This window comes from Microbispora sp. CA-102843, assembly GCF_050936215.1.
Classification (GTDB): Bacteria; Actinomycetota; Actinomycetes; order Streptosporangiales; family Streptosporangiaceae; genus Microbispora.
In genome coordinates, this window is the sequence record NZ_JBNJNF010000001.1 from 5,012,032 (window position 1) to 5,029,818 (window position 17,787).

Annotated in this window: 14 protein-coding genes; 8 read left to right on the top strand and 6 right to left on the bottom strand. The window is 71.4% G+C overall.

Features of this window, described 5'->3' with window-relative positions; translation table 11 throughout:
* Positions 1-136 precede the first annotated feature (136 nt).
* Positions 137-1,435, bottom strand: a complete 1,299-nt coding sequence (locus tag ACQEVJ_RS23330; RefSeq protein ID WP_433104314.1) for a dicarboxylate/amino acid:cation symporter — start codon at positions 1,433-1,435, stop codon at positions 137-139.
* 631 nt (positions 1,436-2,066) lie between these two features.
* On the opposite strand from ACQEVJ_RS23330, the gene ACQEVJ_RS23335 reads away from it, so the two are divergent.
* On the top strand, positions 2,067-4,514 hold the full coding sequence (locus ACQEVJ_RS23335) for an SCO7613 C-terminal domain-containing membrane protein (protein ID WP_433104316.1): 2,448 nt from the start codon (positions 2,067-2,069) through the stop codon (positions 4,512-4,514).
* 926 nt (positions 4,515-5,440) lie between these two features.
* Here ACQEVJ_RS23335 and ACQEVJ_RS23340 read toward each other — a convergent pair.
* Together ACQEVJ_RS23340 and ACQEVJ_RS23345 are read right to left on the bottom strand one after the other, a co-directional pair.
* A complete protein-coding gene (locus tag ACQEVJ_RS23340) occupies positions 5,441-6,424 on the bottom strand; it encodes a BtrH N-terminal domain-containing protein (RefSeq protein WP_433104318.1) in 984 nt (327 codons plus the stop codon).
* A gap of 135 nt (positions 6,425-6,559) precedes the next feature.
* Positions 6,560-8,218: a 2-isopropylmalate synthase gene (locus tag ACQEVJ_RS23345; protein WP_433112931.1), complete on the bottom strand. Its 1,659-nt coding sequence runs from the start codon at positions 8,216-8,218 to the stop codon at positions 6,560-6,562.
* Between the two features lie 308 nt (positions 8,219-8,526).
* On the opposite strand from ACQEVJ_RS23345, the gene ACQEVJ_RS23350 reads away from it, so the two are divergent.
* Positions 8,527-9,231: a FadR/GntR family transcriptional regulator gene (locus ACQEVJ_RS23350; protein WP_433104320.1), complete on the top strand. Its 705-nt coding sequence runs from the start codon at positions 8,527-8,529 to the stop codon at positions 9,229-9,231.
* An 8-nt stretch (positions 9,232-9,239) separates the two neighbouring features.
* Here ACQEVJ_RS23350 and ACQEVJ_RS23355 read toward each other — a convergent pair whose 3' ends face one another.
* Positions 9,240-10,055, bottom strand: a complete 816-nt coding sequence (locus tag ACQEVJ_RS23355; RefSeq protein WP_433104322.1) for an SGNH/GDSL hydrolase family protein — start codon at positions 10,053-10,055, stop codon at positions 9,240-9,242.
* A 171-nt stretch (positions 10,056-10,226) separates the two neighbouring features.
* Here ACQEVJ_RS23355 and ACQEVJ_RS23360 point away from each other — a divergent pair, with 171 nt between their 5' ends.
* Entirely contained in the window at positions 10,227-11,450 is a 1,224-nt protein-coding gene (locus tag ACQEVJ_RS23360; RefSeq protein WP_433104324.1) for an isochorismate synthase, read from the top strand.
* 40 nt (positions 11,451-11,490) lie between these two features.
* Here ACQEVJ_RS23360 and ACQEVJ_RS23365 read toward each other — a convergent pair whose 3' ends face one another.
* Positions 11,491-12,111, bottom strand: a complete 621-nt coding sequence (locus ACQEVJ_RS23365; protein ID WP_433104326.1) for an IMPACT family protein — start codon at positions 12,109-12,111, stop codon at positions 11,491-11,493.
* Positions 12,112-12,243: 132 nt separating this feature from the next.
* Here ACQEVJ_RS23365 and ACQEVJ_RS23370 point away from each other — a divergent pair, with 132 nt between their 5' ends.
* The 4 genes from ACQEVJ_RS23370 to menC are packed head-to-tail and all read left to right on the top strand — an operon-like array spanning position 12,244 to position 16,428.
* Positions 12,244-13,305, top strand: coding sequence for a dipeptidase (locus ACQEVJ_RS23370; protein WP_433104328.1), 1,062 nt, complete (start codon positions 12,244-12,246; stop codon positions 13,303-13,305).
* Positions 13,302-14,417 carry a M20 family metallopeptidase gene (locus ACQEVJ_RS23375; RefSeq protein ID WP_433104330.1) on the top strand — a complete coding sequence of 372 codons (1,116 nt, stop codon included), beginning with the start codon at positions 13,302-13,304 and terminating at the stop codon, positions 14,415-14,417. Before ACQEVJ_RS23370 ends, ACQEVJ_RS23375 begins: the two co-directional genes overlap by 4 nt.
* Entirely contained in the window at positions 14,414-15,301 is an 888-nt protein-coding gene (locus ACQEVJ_RS23380; protein ID WP_433104332.1) for a GNAT family N-acetyltransferase, read from the top strand. Before ACQEVJ_RS23375 ends, ACQEVJ_RS23380 begins: the two co-directional genes overlap by 4 nt.
* A gap of 26 nt (positions 15,302-15,327) precedes the next feature.
* Positions 15,328-16,428, top strand: coding sequence for an o-succinylbenzoate synthase (gene menC, locus ACQEVJ_RS23385; RefSeq protein ID WP_433104334.1), 1,101 nt, complete (start codon positions 15,328-15,330; stop codon positions 16,426-16,428).
* A 115-nt stretch (positions 16,429-16,543) separates the two neighbouring features.
* On the opposite strand, the gene ACQEVJ_RS23390 is transcribed toward menC, so the two are convergent.
* Positions 16,544-16,957 carry an ester cyclase gene (locus ACQEVJ_RS23390; RefSeq protein ID WP_433104336.1) on the bottom strand — a complete coding sequence of 138 codons (414 nt, stop codon included), beginning with the start codon at positions 16,955-16,957 and terminating at the stop codon, positions 16,544-16,546.
* A 122-nt stretch (positions 16,958-17,079) separates the two neighbouring features.
* Between ACQEVJ_RS23390 and ACQEVJ_RS23395 the strand changes: the two genes are divergently transcribed.
* Complete coding sequence (locus ACQEVJ_RS23395; protein WP_433104338.1) at positions 17,080-17,703, top strand: TetR/AcrR family transcriptional regulator; 624 nt, start codon at positions 17,080-17,082, stop codon at positions 17,701-17,703.
* Positions 17,704-17,787: the final 84 nt, after the last annotated feature.

Here is a 17,787-nt window from a genome sequence, read left to right on the forward strand (position 1 = left end):
ACGCAGGCACGGCGAAAGTCGGGCGGGGTGCGGCAGACGAAACCGGTGCCATGCCCGTCGACGGCGGGCGGACGGTCCTCGCCCACGACTCGGAGTCGCGGGCGAGGCCATCGCCGCCGGCAGACGGGACGGAGGCTCAGGTGAGAGCAGGCTCGGGACCCGACGCGGGACGAACCGCGGCGGGGGCTTCGTCCAGAGGCTGCGGTGGGGCGTTGAACACTACCTCGTCGAGACGACCCTCGGAACGGGCGACCAGGACGGGCACCACCATCTGCCCCGCGACGTTGGTCGCGGTACGGATCATGTCGAGGATCGGGTCGATCGCCAGGAGCAACCCGACGCCCTCCAGGGGCAGGCCCAGCGTGCTCAGGGTCAGAGTGAGCATCACGATCGCGCCAGTCAAACCGGCGGTCGCGGCCGAGCCGACCACGGAGACGAACGCGATCAGCAGGTAGTGCCCCACGCCGAGATGGACGCCGAACACCTGGGAGACGAAGATCGCCGCGAGCGCGGGATAGATGGCGGCGCAGCCGTCCATCTTGGTGGTCGCCCCGAAAGGCACCGCAAAGGCGGCGTAGTCGCGGTCCACGCCCAGGCGCTCGGTGGTGACCCGCTGGGTGAGCGGCATGGTCCCGACTGAGGAGCGGGAGACGAAGGCCAGCTCGATCGCGGGCCAGGCGTTGCGATAGAAGGTGAGCGGGCTGACCTTGCCGACGAAGGCGAGCAGCAGCGGGTAGCTCACCAAGAGCACCAGCAGGCAGCCGATGTACACGCCCGCGCTGAGCTTGGCGAGCGGGGCGAGCAGGTCCCAGCCGTAGCTGGCCACCGACTTGCCGATCAGACCGGCGGTGCCGATCGGGGCCAGCCTGATGATCCACCACAGAGCCTTCTGGACCAGCTCGAGGACGGACCGGCTGAAGCCGAGGAACGGCTCGGCCTTCTCGCCGATCGCCAGGGCGGCGGCGCCGAGGACGACCCCCAGGAAGACGATCTGGAGGACGTTGAGCTCGGTGAAGGCGGTGACGATGTTGGTCGGGATGATGCCGGTCAGGAAGTCCAGCCAGGTTCCCGCACCCTCCAGGTCGACGGCCTTCGCCCCCGCGGTGGAGATGGTGACGCCCTGGCCCGGGTTGAGGATCAGGCCGAGACCGATGCCGAAGACCACCGCGATCAGCGAGGTGATCAGGAACCATAGCAGCGTCTTGCCCGCGAGCCTGGCGGCGCCGCTGACGTTGCGCAGGTTGGCCACGCTGACGATGACCGCTGTAAAGACCAGCGGCGCGACCGCGAGCTTGAGGAGCTGGACGAAGATCTTGCCGACTTCGGTCAGGGTGGTGGTGAGCCAGGTGATGTCACCGGCGCGGGCGACGAACCCGAGGGCGGCGCCTATCACCAGACCGAGCAGCAACTGCAGGGAGAAGGAGAGTTTCTTCACGAACGAGACTCCGGCAGAAGGGCATGCTGACGCCGAGGCGGCATGCGAGGTGAGGGGAAGGGAGTGGTGACTGCGTTCAGAGACAGAGGTGACTGTTCAGGCGGCACAGGTCGACGTGCAGTCGCTCGACGAGCCACACGATCACCGGGAAGAACCTCACGAGGTGACGAAACCTCCTCAACCGGCAGTAAATTCCGGTTTCCTCTATGATCCATATCACGTTCCCTTGCGCGGGAGAAGCCTCAACCTCACCGAAAAATCTGACCGCCCAGGCGCGCGTCGGTAGACGTCCCCTCGGGTGGTGTGACGAGGTTGGCGACCCCGTGGCCGCCAGCTGTACGCCGGCCCGCAGCAGCTGCAGCGGCACCCGCATGTCGAGGCGGAGACCCTGAACGCGCCGGCGGTCGCGGCTCGCGGCGTACAGAACGCCACCGACGACGTTTGGACGGAAATCCCAGCTCAGAGTAGGTTTGGCGGCTCATCTCAGGGTTCTCGACGGCACCCCCTACCTAGGAGCAGCTGAGTAGTCCGGCGCATGGCGACGATGATCGGGGTACGGGATCCTCCTGTAATGCAACCCGGTGCACATCCCTGTTGTCCGGACTGCGGTGAGCCTCTCACCGGTCCCCACGTGGCCTTCCCGGCCTGCGCGCTGCCGCTGCGCGGCGCTGTCGCCGGCGAACTATGGCGGGTCGAGCTGGCACTCTCCGACCTCAGGACGCGTGAGGCGCAGCTAGCGGCCAGGCGGAACGAGCTTGTCGCGGCGTTGCGGGCCACCCGTACCAGGACCAACCAGGCCGAGGGCTCCTCCGGCGCCGTGCCGCCACCTGCGCCCAGCCCCGGACGGCCGAGGGATCTGTCGGTGAAAGCAGTACAGAACCTGCTACTGGCACTCGGCGGGATCCTGCTGGTCGTCTCGGCGATCGTGTTCACGGCGGTGAGCTGGGGGCACCTCGGCTTCGGTGGCCGGGCGGCGATTCTGCTCGGGTTGACCGGGCTCGTCCTCGCGGCCCCGATCCCGTTACAGCGACGTGGCCTGGCCACGACGGCGGAGACCCTGGCCATGCTCGGCCTGGCGCTGCTGTTCCTGGATGGTTACGCTGCCTGGCAGGTCGGGCTGGCTGGTCTCGACGCGATTCGTCCTCAGCCTTACACGGCCGGGCTCACCGGGGTCGTTGCCGTGGCTCTCGCGACCTATGGTCGGCTTGCCCGGCTCAGGTTGCCGATCCCCGTGGCTGTCGGGCTGGCGCAGTTTCCGCTCGCGGTGCTGGCGTTCGACGAGGGCACCTTCTGGATCGTCGCGGCCTTGCTCGCCACCGCTTGCGCCGACGCGACGGCCTGGCTGGTCGGGTGGCGGAGGATGTTCGCTGTCTGCTTCGGGTGTACGTGGTCGCTCGGGGTGGCGATCGGGCTCGCGGAATCGCTGGAAACGTACGAACCGCGTAGTGCCTGGCCGCTGTCCGGCGCGCTGATCGTCGCCGTGGCGGCAGGGCTGGTCATCGCCGTTCGCGCGACCAGGCCATGGTCGGTAGCGCTCGCCGCGGTTTCGGCGATCACGCTGATCACGGCACTCACGGTTCCCACTCGCATGGTTCTGGAGAGCCCTTGGGCGGTCGCGCCCGCGCCTCTCGCCGGGCTGTCCGTGACCGTGCTTGCCGTTCTGGCCTCCCGTACGGCTTCAGCGGTCAAGGCGGCCCCGCTCAGGGCGGCGGTCGTCGAGGCTGCGGTCACGGCCACTGTCACGGCTGCGATCGCGACAGCTCTGCTCTCGACGCCGGTGGCAACGCCGGTGCTCGTCGCACTGACTGGGCCACTGGACCAGGGCGAGGTCTGGAGCGGCATCGGGACGATGGGAGTCCGTGAAGCACTGGGTGCGCCGTCAGTCGCCGGGCCGCCCGACCTGGTCGTGCTCGCGGCGCTCGCACTCGTTTACGCGGTCCTCACGCTCTTCCTCGTGCGGCGTGGCAGGACGGACGACGCCGTTTCGCGCGCCCGGCCTCATATGCTGATCGTCGTCGCGCTGGCTTTCGCCTCGGTGACCGTGGTCGTCTGCCCTGTCGCGCTCGACCTGCCGTATCCGGCGGCGATAGCCGTACAACTGGTGCTGGCGGTCGGTCTCGCCGCGATCTCGGCCAGGACCGCCCTGGCGAGCGTTCTGGCGCTCGCGGCGGCGCTGGAAGTATGCGCATGGGCGCTCGTGTCCGAGCCGGCCACGTTGATCGTGCTGGGGGTCCTCGCCGTCACGGCCGCGGTGACTGTCCCCGTCGCCCGTACGACGGCCGTACGCACCGGTGCCGCCGCGACGGCGACGCTCCTGATCGGTGGTGAAGCGGTCGCGCTGTGGGTCGCTGCCGACCTCCAGCCGCGATTCGTCACCTTCGTCCTCCTCGGAGTGGCCGGCGTAGCCGTGATCGTCGCGGCGCTGCTCAAGGCGAGGCCGCGGGTGACGGTGGAGATTGCGGGATACGCCCTCGGGTCGGCCGGTCTGTTTCTGGCTGTGGATCTGCCGATGTTCAGCCTGGCCTGCGCTGTGGCCGGCGTCCTGGCTATCGGTACGGCTCTACGGCCGGACCGGCGGGTGGCCGGGTACGTCGGAACCGCCTTTCTGCTGTTGGCCGGCTGGACTCGGCTCCTGGCGGAGCGGGTCGAGCTGGTGGAGGCCTACACGGTGCCGTTCTCCCTGGTGCTGCTCGCGATCGGCTGGCGGCGGGCACGAGAGTCGTCGTCGTGGCCGGCCTACGGCGCGTGCCTGTCCTTCTCCTTGTTTCCGAGCCTCCTGGCGGTCTATGCGCAGCCCGGGGGCTGGCTCCGCCCTTTGACACTTGGAGTCGCGTCGTTCGTGGTCTTGTTGCTTGGTGCGAGGTCACGGCTCCAGGCGCCCGTAGCGCTCGGAGGGTTCACGCTGGCCGCGGTCGCCGTGCACGAGCTCGCGCCATGGATCGCGCAACTTGTGACGACCGTGCCTCGCTGGGTTCCGGTGGCGGCGGGAGGCACGGCGCTGGTCCTGATCGGGGCGACCTACGAGGCTCGGCTGAAGGACGTCCGCCGGATGCGCGACGGCTTCCGAGGTCTGCGATAGACAGAGTTGTGTCGCCGTGGTTCGGCGCCGGGCGGTCTGGCGAGCGCCGTCGGCATGGTCGGGCAAGCGGGAGAGGATTCCGTGAGGGTCGCCGTCGCCTTGCCCTAGCGGGCCAGTCCCGCCATCCGGGCCGCCGGGACCGGCGTCACATCCACCGCCTCGGCGCCCAGCCCCGCACCTGCCGGGCCCGCTTCGCCGAACGCTTCCAGGTCGCGGTCACTACCGCCCGGCGCTGGGCCGGCCGCTACCGGCGATAGGGAGCGGCGGGCATGGCCGACCGCGAACTCGATGAGTCGCCACTCAATCTGTCTGATGGACCGCTGCAGACTCCGACGGTCATCGACGGCCTCCTTTGGGCTCCCAAGAAGCCCAAGTGCGTCCCGGGCGTGGGACTGATCTTCGAGTAACCGCCGCCTCATCACAGTCACGGGCCGCCATCCCGACCCTGTTCAGTCGGGGCGGCGGCCGGCGACGTAGGGGGTGGATTAGGGAACCAATTGCTCGTCCGAAAATCGGGTCGTTCATGTGCAGGCGGCCCCACCCGCACCGACCAGCACACCGAGCGGCGGATCGTGAAGCTGCGGGTGACCCGCCGGTGGGGGCCGGCCCGGATCGCCGCCCGGCCCACTTGATCCCTGGCTGCACATGTACAACCATCACCGCGGACACACCGCCCTGAAAGGCCAGCCACCCATCAGCCGCGTCACCAACCTCCCTGGGGAGTACACCTAGAGCGTTGACTCCCGCCCGCGGGCGGTTCGCGGCAGGCCGTGCACGCCGCCGCCCTGACCACGATCGGCGACCTGTTCGGCCCGGTCGCCGCCCGGGTGGCCGACCTGCCTGCCTGATCGCTGATGCCTCGGCGGGCCGGGCGAGCGCGCGCCACCGGCCTGGTGCCGGGACGACTTGAACGTGACTCAGGCCATCTACAACCGGCGCAGCACCTGCATGGCGTCCTTCTCGATGCGCGAAAGATCGTGGAGGATGACGCCGGCCTGCTCGAGGCACCCCACGTCGCCGCTCTCTCCAGCCTTCGCGATCAGGGTGGACACGTGCGTCCACAGGACGGCGGCCTCGGCGTACAACCGGTGGCCGGTGCGGAGGTCGCCGTCGTCGATCAGCCGGGTGCACTCGTCGAGGAAGTCTCGATAGAGGGCGCGGAACAGGGCACCTCCGGTGCCGCCCTTCTCCATGAGGAGGGCGGCCTGCGGCAGGTCCTGCCGCGGGTCGCCGGCGCGTAGCAGCCATCTGGGGACCTGTTTGCCGGCTTTCTCGATGCCGCGATGGCCCAGATTCGCGATGGGAGCGGCGAGGAAGGCGTCGGCGCAGTCCTTGATGGCGGGGATGATCTGGTCCTGCCAGGAAAGCGGGTCGGGCGGCAGGGTGATGGTGAAGGATCGGTTCCTGGCGGTCATCGGGCCGCGTGCGGCCCGTGCCGTGGCGAGGCCGGCCCGGCTGGTGCGCACCGCTCCTCCCTGCTGCTCGGTGTCCACGAGGTAGACGTCGTGCTCGTCGTAGCCGTACATCGCGACGACATGACCACCGAAGTGCACCTTGGAGCGGAAATAGTCCAGGTGGTAGCAGTCAAGCTGCAGGCCGACCGGCCGACCGGCGTCGATGGGGGCGGCCACGTTCTCCCACGCCTTGCGGGGTGAGGTGGTCTCCTCGGCCGTCAACGTCAGCCCCAGCCTGGCGGCCAGGTTCCTGGTGAGGGCGAAAGGCTTGACGCGGCCTCCGAGAAAGGGGAACGCCATGCCCTTGCTGTCCCAGTAGATGAAGGACAGGCCCGAGCCCAGCCCGAAAAGCATGGGCTCGGACAGATCAAGTCCCTCATGCCGCAACAGCACCCCCAGCGCCGTCGTCTCGCAGTGGTGCGTGCCGCGGACCTCGACGTCCTTCACGATAGCCATGTGTCGCTCTCCTTTCCGTGAGGAGCATGAGGCCTCCCACAGTGGGAGAGTCCAGCCGCACGACCGGGCAGCGGCGGCTTCGGCGGCCAGGATCGACGGCAGGCCTGCGACAAAGCCGCGAGCCTCTCGTGGTCACTACAGCCGCCCGGCCAGGGAGCGGTTGACGGCGGCGAGCACCGCCCGGGCGGACGCCGTCATGGCGTCGGCGTCCTCGCCCGTCCCCCACACGGACGTGTCGCCCACGAGGCACCGGGCGTAGGCGACGGCGCGGCCCTCCACGGGATGCCCGCCCTGCCAGAGCACCTCCACCGCGATCCCGGACGCCTCCAGCGCGGCGGTGAGGGCCGTCTCCGGCTCCGCGCCGGTGCCCTCGCTTTCGCGCCCGTCCCGCCGGACCAGGCAGTGGAAGCCGTCGCCGCCGGCGGTCCAGGACGACAGCGTGATGGGCCCGTCCTCCGCCGTGTACGCGGCGCGGAACAACTCGAGCAGTTCCTTCGGCGTGGCCTCCCGCCCGCTGCGGTCCGTCACGTCCTGGACGACGCGGGAGAACTCGGCGCGCAGCGCCTTCGGCAGGTCGAGCCCGTGGTGCGCCTGGAGGAGGTGGGCGATGCCGCCCTTGCCCGACTGGCTGTTGACCCGGATGACCGCCTCGTACGTGCGGCCGACGTCGGCCGGGTCGATCGGCAGGTAGGGCACCGACCAGGGCGCCTCCCCCACCGGCACGCCCCGCTCGGCCGCCGCGCGCTCGTGATGGGCGAGACCCTTGCTGATCGCGTCCTGGTGTGTGCCGGAGAAGGCCGTGTAGACCAGGTCTCCTCCGTACGGATGCCGTACGTGGACCGGCAGGCGGTTGCACTCCTCGACGGTCCGCCGGATGACGTCGACGTCGGAGAAGTCGACCATCGGGTCGACGCCCTGCGCGTACAGGTTGAGCGCGAGGGTGACGAGGTCGACGTTCCCGGTGCGCTCGCCGTTCCCGAACAGGCAGCCCTCGACGCGCTGCGCCCCGGCCAGGACGGCGAGCTCCGCGCAGGCCACCCCCGTGCCCCTGTCGTTGTGCGGGTGGACCGAGAGGATGACCGCGTCACGCCGTTCGAGGTGGCGGTGCATGTACTCGATCTGGTCGGCGTACAGGTTCGGCGTGGCGATCTCGACGGTGGCGGGCAGGTTGTGGATCACCGGCCGGTCGGGCGAGGCGTCCCACAGGCGGGTGAGGCCGTTGCAGACCTCCAGGACGAAGTCGGGCTCGGTGCAGTTGAACACCTCCGGGGAGAACTCGAACCGCACCGCCGTTCCCGGCATGGCGTCGGCGAGCCGCGCGAGATGACCGGCGGCCTCCCGGATGAGCGCGTGCAGCCCGGCCCGGTCCTGTCCGAGCACGACGTCGCGCCAGACCGGCGCGGTCGCGGTGTACAGGTGCACCACCGCCCGCGGCATGCCCTGGATGGAGGCGAAGGTCTGCTCGATGAGGTCGCGGCGGGCCGCCGTGAACACCACCGGGGTCACGTCGTCCGGCACCGCGCCGCTCGCGGCCAGGTGACGGACGAAGTCGAAGTCGGTCCGGCTCGACGACGGGTAGCCGACCTCGATCTCCTTGAACCCCATCGCGACGAGGAGGTCGAACATGCGGCGCTTGCGCGGCGTGTCCATCGGCTCGGCCAGCGCCTGGTTGCCGTCGCGCAGGTCCACGGGCACCCACAGCGGGGCCCGCTCGATCCTGCGCCCCGGCCAGGCGCGCGGGATCTCGGGAATCTCGACCCGCTCGTGCGCGGGCCGGTAGCGGTGGTACGGCATCGCGCTGCCCCGCTGGGGATTCCAGGCGGGGGCATCGGAGGGCACCGGGCCGTCCGGGGTGCGAAGCGTGGGGAAAGGCGTGCGGATCGCGGGGAAGGGAGTGGAGACGGTGGTCACGGAGATGATCCTTCGATCGGTCTGCGGCGACCGGCGGCACGGCACCCCGCGGCGGGGCGCCGGTCTCGGATCAAACCCCGCCGCGGCGGCCGAGAAGCAGGCCGGAAAGAAGGCCGAAGGACCGGTGCGGCGTCATGGCGGTTAGACTAACCACAAGACAACTCCTCAGACAACCTGAGAGGTGAAGCTCGATGGCGCTCGGTGCGCTCCACCGCAGTCCCCTCGTCGACCAGGCCGTCGAGAGCCTGCGCGAGCAGATCGCGGAGGGCCGCTGGCCGGTCGGCACCCGGCTGCCCGGCGAGACGACCCTGGCCAAGACCCTGGGCGTGGGCCGTTCCACCGTCCGCGAGGCCCTGCGCGCGCTGGCCGGAGCCGGGCTGGTCCAGGCACGGCAGGGCGCCGGGGTCTTCGTCATCGCCACCAGTCCCGCCGAGGACTGGACGGCCCGCCTGCGCCGGGCCGCCGTGGCCGACGTCTACGAGGTGCGCATGCTGGTCGAGGTGCAGGCCGCCCGGCTGGCGGCGCTGCGCCGTACGCCGGACGACGTGACGGCGTTGCACGCGGCGCTGGAGGCCCGGCGGGCCGCCGCGCGGGAGAGTGACGCCGCCTTCGTCGACGCCGACATCGCCCTGCACGCGGCCGTCGTCGCCGCCGCGCACAACCCGGTGCTGACGGATCTGTTCGCCGAGTTCGTCCCGCGGCTGCGAGAGGGCCTGGTCGCCCTGGTGGACCTGCTCGACCTGCGGGCGGGCGACCCGAACCCGGGAGACGACGCCCACGCGGCGTTCGTCGGCGCCGTCAAGAGCGGTGACGCCGACGGCGCGGGCCGCGTGCTGCAGGACGAACTGGAGCAGACCCTCGACCGCCTCCGCCGCGCGGGCTCAGGATCGGGCTGAGCGCGGGATCAGGGCTCGACGTCGGAGAAGAAGCCCGCGTCGAAGGTGATCTTGGCGAGGGCCTTCTGCCCGTCGGCATTGGGGTGGAAGTAGTCCCACGCGCTCACCTGCTTCAAGGTGAAGGGATAGGAGAAGACCGCGCCCCCGTCGTAGCGGCAGGCCGAGCCGTAGCTCTCGCATGCCTGCCTGAGCTGCTCGTTGTAGTCCATCACCCGCTCGCGCACCCGGTCGCGCCTGGCCTCGTCCTTCTTCGCGGTGGACTTCGCATTGGCCAGCATCGACTGGCAGATGTGGCCGATTCCCCAGAAGATCCGCGCCCAGCCGTTTTCCTTACCGACCCGCCACAGGCGCTTGACGTCCGGGATGCTCGCGACGTAGACCCGCGCGCCGGTGGGCCGCAGCACGTCGAAGGCCTCGTCGATGTTGCGCCGGAACGTCCCCACGGGGGTCATCTCCTTCTCGGAACCCACGCAGGCGTCCTGCGCGCCGATCAGGACGGTGACGTAGCCGGCTCCGGCCTGAACGGCCTGCCGCGCCTGCCCGGCCAGGTCGGCGCTGGTCGCCCCCGGGACGGCGAAGTTCAGATTGTGCCCCTTGATCGCGCTCCCCATGGCGAGCAGGCGCAGGTAGTGGCTGTTCACCGACGGGAAGTCGCCCGCGGACCACGAGCGGGACGTGCAGGCGACGTACCAGCCGCAGGCGTTGAACCCCGCGCTGATCGAGTCGCCCAGCGCCGCCATCACGGCGGGCGTCGTGCGGGCGTGGGCGACGGTCGGCACGAGCAGGACGCTCACGGCCAGGACCGGCGTGATCTTCTTGATCATGGGCACCTCCGGGAGATCAAAGGTAGGGATCGCGTGGAGGTGCGCTCTATCGCCACCAGGGAAGGCGAGCCTTCCATGACCAAGTTCCTATCGCGGCTTGACAGAGGGAGCCCGAGGCCGCAAGGGGGGCCTCTTGTCGAACATGTTCAGATCCTGCGTAGAGTGAGTCGGGTGAGTGTCGCTCTTATCCGGCCCCTCGTGGTTCGCACGGTCGCGGTGAGCGACCCTGACGATCTGCTGGCGCGTCTGCCCGACGCCGCGCCGTACGCCTGGATCAGACACGGTGAGGGACTCGTGGGCTGGGGGGAGGCGGCACGGGCCGCCGTGCCGCCCGGCCCCGGCCGGTTCGACTGGGCGCGCGGGTGGCTCTCGTCGCTGTTCGCCGGGGCGCTCATCGAGGACGAGGTCGGCGTGCCGGGCTCGGGACCGGTCGCCTTCGGCTCCTTCACCTTCGACGGCGACGCACAGGGGACCGTGCTGGTCGTCCCCCGCGTGGTGCTCGCCCGCAGGGACGGCCGCGCCTGGCTCACCACGATCGGCGACGACGCCTTCGACCTGGTCACCCCACCGAGAGAGCCAGGCCGCATCCGGTACGCCGACGGCTCACTGACCGCGGCCCAGTGGGAGCACCGGGTCGCGCGAGCCGTACGGCGGATCAGGGACGGCGCGCTGGACAAGGTCGTGCTCGCCCGCGACCTGACGGCCGTCGCCGAGCGGGACATCGACCCCCGCGTGCTGCTGGGACGGCTGGCCGAGCGCTACCCCGAGTGCTACACGTTCTCCGTGGACGGGCTGGTCGGCGCGACGCCGGAACTGCTGGTGAGGCACACCGGCCAGGCGGTGGAGTCGCTGGTGCTCGCGGGCACGACGCCGCGCGGCGCCTACCCCGCCGACGACGCCGCCCGCGGCGCCGCGCTGTACGCCTCGCAGAAGGACCGCCACGAGCACGCCTGCGCGGTCGCCTCGGTCCGCGAGGCCCTCGCTCCCCTCTGCTCGGCGCTCGACGTACCCGACCGCCCCGAGTTGCTGGTGCTGCCGAACGTCCAGCACCTGGCCAGCCGGGTCACCGGGCGGCTGTCCGACGGCGCGTCGGTGCTCGACGTGGTGGCCGCCATGCACCCCACGGCCGCCGTCGGCGGAACGCCCACCGGCGCCGCGCTCGGCGTCATCCGCGAACTGGAGGGGATGGACCGCGCGGGCTACGCCGGGCCGGTCGGCTGGATCGACTCGCGCGGCGACGGCGAGTGGGGCATCGCGCTGCGCTGCGCGTACGTCTCGGGCAGGCGCGCCCGGCTGTTCGCCGGCTGCGGCATCATGGCCGGGTCGGACCCCGCCGCCGAACTCGCCGAGGCGCAGGCCAAGCTCCGCGTGATGCGGTACGCCCTGGAAGGGTGACGCGCCTCACCTCGCCTCAGCGGGCGAGGTGGGACCCGCGTCAGCGGGCGAGGTGGACCGTGCCGCCGAGCGCGGTCTGGGCCCGCCCGGCGGTGACCGCCGCGATCCACTCCTCGAAGACGGGCAGCCGGTCCTCGGCCACCGCCACCTCAAAGGCGACCCGCGAGCCGTAATCCACACCGCGCAGCGCGTACGGCGAGGCGCGCAGGTCGCTTTCCAGCCTTCCGGCCTGCGCGTGGCCGACCGACACGGTCACGACCGCCGCGGGGACCATCTCGACCACCTCCGCCCGGTCGAGCGTCTCCCCCACCGCGCCGCCGTACGCCCGGGCGAGCCCGCCCGCGCCCAGCAGAACCCCGCCGAAGTAACGGGTGACGACGGCGACCACGTCCGCGAAGCCGCGCCGGGTGAGCATCTCCAGCATCGGCGTGCCAGCCGTGCCGCCCGGCTCCCCGTCGTCGTCCGCCCTGCGCACGCTCTCGCCGACGACGTACGCCGAGCAGTTGTGGGTCGCGTCGGCGTAGAGCCGCCTGCGCTCGGCCACGAACTCCCGCGCGGCCTCCTCCGTGGCCGCCGGTGCGAGCACGCAGAAGAAACGCGAACGGCGGATCTCGATCTCGTGCTCGACGATGTCCCTGATCGTCCGGTACGGCGCTGCCACAAGGTCAGCTTATTCAGCCGACCGCCTTTACAAAGTAATGTGAGGCCATTGGACGGATGGACGAAGATTGCGCCGTTCTTTGGTGAGACCGGACGAATTGCCGCGCTCCCTCCCTGCCGTACCGTCAGCGGGGTGCCAGCCGAACTCCACCAGCACCCCCACCAGCGTCTCCACCACCGCGCGGTCGTCGCGGACACGCACAACGACCTGCTGATGGCGGTCGCGGAACGCCCGCCGGCCCGGTGGGCGGAGTTCTTCCGCGAACGCTGGCTGCCCCAGTTGCGGGACGGCGGAGTGGACCTCCAGGTGCTGCCGGTCTTCATCGACGACCGCTACCGTCCCGAGGGCGCGCTGCGCCAGACCCTGCGCATGATCGAGTGCGCGCACACGCTGGCCGAGGGCAACGCGGACGCCGTACGGCTGTGCCTGGACGGCGCGCAGGTCGACCGGGCGCTCGACGACGGCGTGATCGCCCTGGTCCTGGCGCTGGAGAGCATGCCCGGCCTGGACTCCTCCGTCGAACTGCTGCCCACCCTGCACCGGCTCGGCGTACGGGTCGCCTCGATCGCCCACTGGGGGCGCACGCCGCTGGCGGACGGCAGCGGCGAGGACGCCACCGGCGGCCGGCTGACCCACGCCGGAGTGGCGGCCGTGGGCGAGATGGAGCGGCTCGGCATGATCTTCGACGTCTCCCATCTGGGGGCACGCGGGGTCGAGCACGTGCTGGAGCTGGCCGCCCGCCCGGTGATGGCGACGCATTCGTCCGCCCGCGCCCTGCGCGACCACCACCGCAACCTCACCGACGAGCAGATCCGCGGTGTCGCCGCCACCGGCGGAGTCGTCTGCGTCAACTTCTTCCCCGTCTTCCTCGCCGAGGACCCGGCCGACCACACCGTGGACCGGCTGGTGGACCACATCGAGCACGTCGCCGAGGTCGCCGGGATCGACCACGTGGGGCTGGGGCCCGACTTCGTCCGTGAGGTGCTGCACGACGTCACTCCCCCGTGCTGTGAGGACTTCGGCTTCGACGGGATCGACCCCGGCGCCGCCCTGCCCGGACTGGACGGGCCACGCGGGCTGCCCCTGGTCACCGAGGCCCTGCTGCGGCGAGGCCTGCCCGGCGACGAGATCCTGAAGATCCTCGGCGGCAACGTGCGGCGGCTGTTCCGCACCGAGCTGGGCAGGCCCCGGTGACGACGGCGGTGAATCTCCCTGCCATGCTCGCCGACCTGGAGGAACTCGTCTGCTGCGAGTCGTTCTCCGCCGACCACGACGCGGTGGCCCGCAGCGCCGCCGTGGTCGCCGGCCAGGGACGCCGCCTGCTCGGCGTACCTCCGGAGACGATCGTGATCGACGGGGTGATGCACCTGCGGTGGAGCTTCGGCGAGCCGCGCGTGCTGCTGCTCGGTCACCACGACACGGTCTGGCCCATCGGCTCCCTGCGTACGCGGCCGTGGTCGGTCACCGACGGGGTCGCGCGGGGGCCCGGGGTGTTCGACATGAAGGCCGGGCTGGTGCAGATGTTCCACGCGCTGGCCGCGCTGCCCTCCCCCGACGGCGTGTGCGTGCTGGTCACCGGCGACGAGGAGGTCGGGGCGCCGTCCTCACGCGCCCTGGTCGAGGAGTCGGCGCGCGGCCGCGCCGCCGCCTTCGTGCTGGAGGCGAGCGCCGACGGCGGCGCGCTGAAGACCGCGCGCAAGGGCATCTCGGCGTACGAGGTCGTGGTGCACGGCCGGGCCGCCCACGCGGGTCTCGACCCCGGCAAGGGGGCCAACGCCGGGGTCGAGCTCGCCCACCAGATCCTCGCCGTCGCCGCGATGGCGGCCGCGGACGGCCCGGACGGAAGCCTGGACGGCACGACCGTTACGCCCACGCTGCTGTCCGGCGGCACCACCATGAACACCGTGCCCGCACTGGCCCGCCTGGCCGTCGACGTCCGCGTGCCGACCGTCGCGGCCCAGCTCCGCGTGGACGCGCTGATGCGGGCGCTGTCGCCCCGGACGCCCGGCACCCGCCTGGAGATTCTCGGTGGCCCGAACCGCCCGCCGCTCGAACCGGTCTCGTCGGCCGGCCTGTTCGCGCTCGCCCAGCAGGTCGCCGCCGGCCTCGGGCTCGCTCCCCTGGCGGGCGCCGCCGTCGGCGGCGCGTCGGACGGCAACCTCACCGCCGGGGTGGGCTGCCCCACCCTCGACGGGCTCGGCGCGGTCGGCGGCGGCGCGCACGCCGACGACGAGCACGTGGTCGTGGCCGAGATGCCGGGCCGTGCGGCGCTGCTGGCGGGCCTGGTCGAGGCGGTGCGCGGATGAGTGGCCCCGACGAGCTGGACCTGCGCGAGCTGAACCTGCACGAACCGCATCCGCACGAACCGCGTCCGCACGAACTGTGCCTGCGCGAGTTGCACGCCATCGAGGAGTTCGAGGAGGTCTGCCGGCTGTTCGGCGGCATCTGGCGCCCGGATCCCGGAGGCGAGCCGATCACGGTGGAGATGATGCGGGCGCTCTCGCACGCCGGGAACTACGTCGCCGGGGCCTACCGGCACGACCGGCTGGTCGGCGCGTCGGTCGGGTTCGTCGCGGCCCCGCCACGGCGGGCGCTGCACTCCCACGTGACCGGGGCTCTCTCCGGGCAGGGCGCCGGCTTCGCGCTGAAGCTGCACCAGCGGGAGTGGGCGCTCGAGCGCGGCCTGGAGACGATCACCTGGACGTACGATCCGCTGGTGCGCCGCAACGCCCACTTCAACCTCGCCAAGCTCGGCGCCCGGCCCGAGGAGTACCTGCCGGCCTTCTACGGCATCATGGGCGACGCGATCAACGCCGGGGACGAGTCCGACCGGGTGCTCGCCGTCTGGCGCCTGACCTCGCCGCCCGTGCTCGCCGCCGTACGGCGTGAGCCGTTCCCGGTGGAGATCCCGCCGGACGCGGTCACGGGGCTGGACGACGACGGCGGCCGGCCCGCACGAGGCCGCACCGACGCCAAGACGGTGCTGGTCGCCGTGCCCGGGGACATCGAGACCCTGCGCGTGACCGATCCGGCCGCGGCCCGGGCCTGGCGGCTGGCCCTGCGCGAAGTGCTCGGCGGCCTGCTGCGCGACGGCGCACAGGTCACCGGATTCCACGACAAGTCCTGCTACGTCGTCCGCCGGGGCGCCCCCGAGGAAGGGAGAGGCGGCGACGGCCGCGCACTGTCATGACAACCACGGGCATGAGGACCACAGGCATGAAGATCACGGGTATCGAGCTGCGGCGGATCGCGATGCCGCTGGTCGCGCCGTTCCGCACGTCCTTCGGCACCGAGACACGGCGCGACGTGCTGCTGCTGCGCGTCGTCACGCCCGACGCCGAGGGCTGGGGCGAGTGCGTGGCGATGTCCCAGCCGCTCTACTCCTCCGAGTACGCCGAAGGCGCGGCCGACGTGCTGCGCCGCTTCCTGATCCCCGCGCTGCCCCCGCGGCCCGGCCCGTACGCCGTCAACGAGGCGCTGCGCCCGATCAAGGGACACCGCATGGCCAAGGCGGCGCTGGAGACGGCCGTGCTGGACGCCCACCTGCGTGCCACCGGGCAGTCGTTCGCCGGCTTCCTCGGCGCCACGAGAAGCCGCGTGGCCGCCGGGGTCTCGGTCGGCATCATGAACTCCGTCCCCGAACTGCTCGACGCCGTCGCCGGCTACCTGGACGAGGGGTACGTCCGCATCAAGCTCAAGATCCAGCCCGGCTGGGACCTGGAGCCCGTACGGGCCGTGCGCGAGCGCTTCGGACCCGAGCTGCCGCTGCAGGTCGACGCGAACGCCGCCTACACCCTCACCGACGCCCCGCACCTGGCGCGGCTGGACGAGTTCGGCCTGCTGCTCATCGAGCAGCCGCTGGCCGACGACGACATGGTCCAGCACTCCCGGCTCGCCGCCTCGATCAGCACCCCGGTGTGCCTGGACGAGTCCATCGAGTCCGCCGAGCACGCGGCGGCGGCCATCTCGCTCGGCGCCTGCTCGGTCGTCAACATCAAGCCCGGCCGGGTCGGCGGTTACCTCGAAGCCCGGCGCATCCACGACCTGTGCCGCGCCCACGGCGTCACGGTCTGGTGCGGCGGCATGCTGGAGACCGGCATCGGACGCGCGGCCAACGTCGCGCTGGCCGCGCTGCCCGGCTTCACCCTGCCCGGCGACACCTCCGGCTCCCGCCGCTACTACAGCACCGACATCACACCGCCCTTCGAGCTCGAGGACGGCCATCTGACCGTGCCCACCGGCCCGGGCATCGGGGTCGAGCCGATCCCGTCGCTGCTGGACGAGGTCACCGTCGCCACCGAGTGGATCCCGCTCTGACGCCGATCGGCACAGGTACCTGCGGCGGCGTGAGGGCACACACCTCGTTGAGCGCCCCCCGGCCTGTGCCGAGCAAGGTCGCCGCCGACTTCTGTTGATGCCAGAACCGGTCGGCTCATCCAGCGGTCACATCCTCGGGGCTTGCCGCGGGCGGGAATCCCGTGCTGGCCCCCCACATCTCCGCGAACCGGCCGTCCTCGAAGCGGAAGATCTCGAACAGCATGGGCTGCGCGTCGCAGTCCGGGTCCGTGATCCCCTCGACGGTCGACCGAACGGCGGCCCTGTCGCCGTCGACCAGGATGTCCTGGGCGACTACGCGCATGCCGGGAAACCGGGCAACGAGCGCTCGCCAGGCGTCTTTTCCCGCCTCGAACCCTGTGGCGCCGAGCGGATGGCTGAAGAAGCCGGGAGTGTGCAGGTCTGCGGCCTGGTCGAACCGCCGGCTGTTGAAGCACTCCTGCATCCGCTGCACCAGTTGCACGGGCTGCACCGGCTGTACTGGGGCGCTCGCGTCCTCGCGTGTGGTCATCGGCGTGGTCTCCTCGCGGCTGACGGATCGGGACATGAGGAGCGGCGCGCGCCATAACCGGTGCGCCGCCCCGGTTATCGCCATGCTATGCGGTGCGGCGCCCCGGTTATGCTTGTACCGACATGTCCAGCCAGCCGCCTCAACCGGTCCCAGCGAATCCGACGGCAGGTCGCGGAAGCGACCGGGAGCTGCGGGCCGACGCGCGCCGCAATCGCGAACGCGTCCTGCGGACCGCGCAGCGGCTGTTCGCGACGGAGGGTCTCGGTGTCTCGCTCGATGAGATCGCCCGTCGCGCGGGCGTCGGCCCCGGCACCGTCCACCGGCATTTCCCGACGAAGGAAGCGCTCTATCTCGCCGTCGCGACCGACCAGCTCAGGCAACTGGTGGCGGAAGCGGAAACACTCGCCGCCACCAGCGATCCCGCAGCCCTGTTCACGCTGCTGTCCGCGATGATGGCCGGCGGCGCGGAGAACGCGGCGGTGAAGAGCGCGCTGGTGGCCGCCGAGTTCGACTTGCGCACCGCCGCCCCGGACGTCGCGGCGGATCTCACTCGCCATGTCGCGAACCTGCTCGATCGCGCGCACGCAGCCGCCGCGGTGCGCCCCGATCTCACCGCCGACGAGGTGATGGCACTGGTCGCCGGCGCCTTCGCCGCGATCCGCCACGCCGGCGCGGAAACCAGCCGCGAGCGCTCCGCGCACATCGCCCAGCTCATCCTCGACGGGCTACGACCCCGGTCCCGATGAGCAACGGCAGGTCCGGCTCAGCGTCAGCCGCTTTACTCAGTTCCAGCCGCTTCGCTCAGTGCCAGCCGCTTCGCTCAGTGCCAG

Bases quoted from the DNA above. Each gene is read 5' to 3' on its own strand.
- ACQEVJ_RS23340 (WP_433104318.1), bottom strand. From the start codon at position 6,424: ATGGCTATCGTGAAGGACGTCGAGGTCCGCGGCACGCACCACTGCGAG.
- ACQEVJ_RS23345 (WP_433112931.1), bottom strand. From the start codon at position 8,218: ATGCCGTACCACCGCTACCGGCCCGCGCACGAGCGGGTCGAGATTCCC.
- ACQEVJ_RS23350 (WP_433104320.1), top strand. From the start codon at position 8,527: ATGGCGCTCGGTGCGCTCCACCGCAGTCCCCTCGTCGACCAGGCCGTC.
- ACQEVJ_RS23355 (WP_433104322.1), bottom strand. From the start codon at position 10,055: ATGATCAAGAAGATCACGCCGGTCCTGGCCGTGAGCGTCCTGCTCGTG.
- ACQEVJ_RS23380 (WP_433104332.1), top strand. From the start codon at position 14,414: ATGAGTGGCCCCGACGAGCTGGACCTGCGCGAGCTGAACCTGCACGAA.
- menC (WP_433104334.1), top strand. From the start codon at position 15,328: ATGAAGATCACGGGTATCGAGCTGCGGCGGATCGCGATGCCGCTGGTC.
- ACQEVJ_RS23390 (WP_433104336.1), bottom strand. From the start codon at position 16,957: ATGACCACACGCGAGGACGCGAGCGCCCCAGTACAGCCGGTGCAGCCC.
- ACQEVJ_RS23395 (WP_433104338.1), top strand. From the start codon at position 17,080: ATGTCCAGCCAGCCGCCTCAACCGGTCCCAGCGAATCCGACGGCAGGT.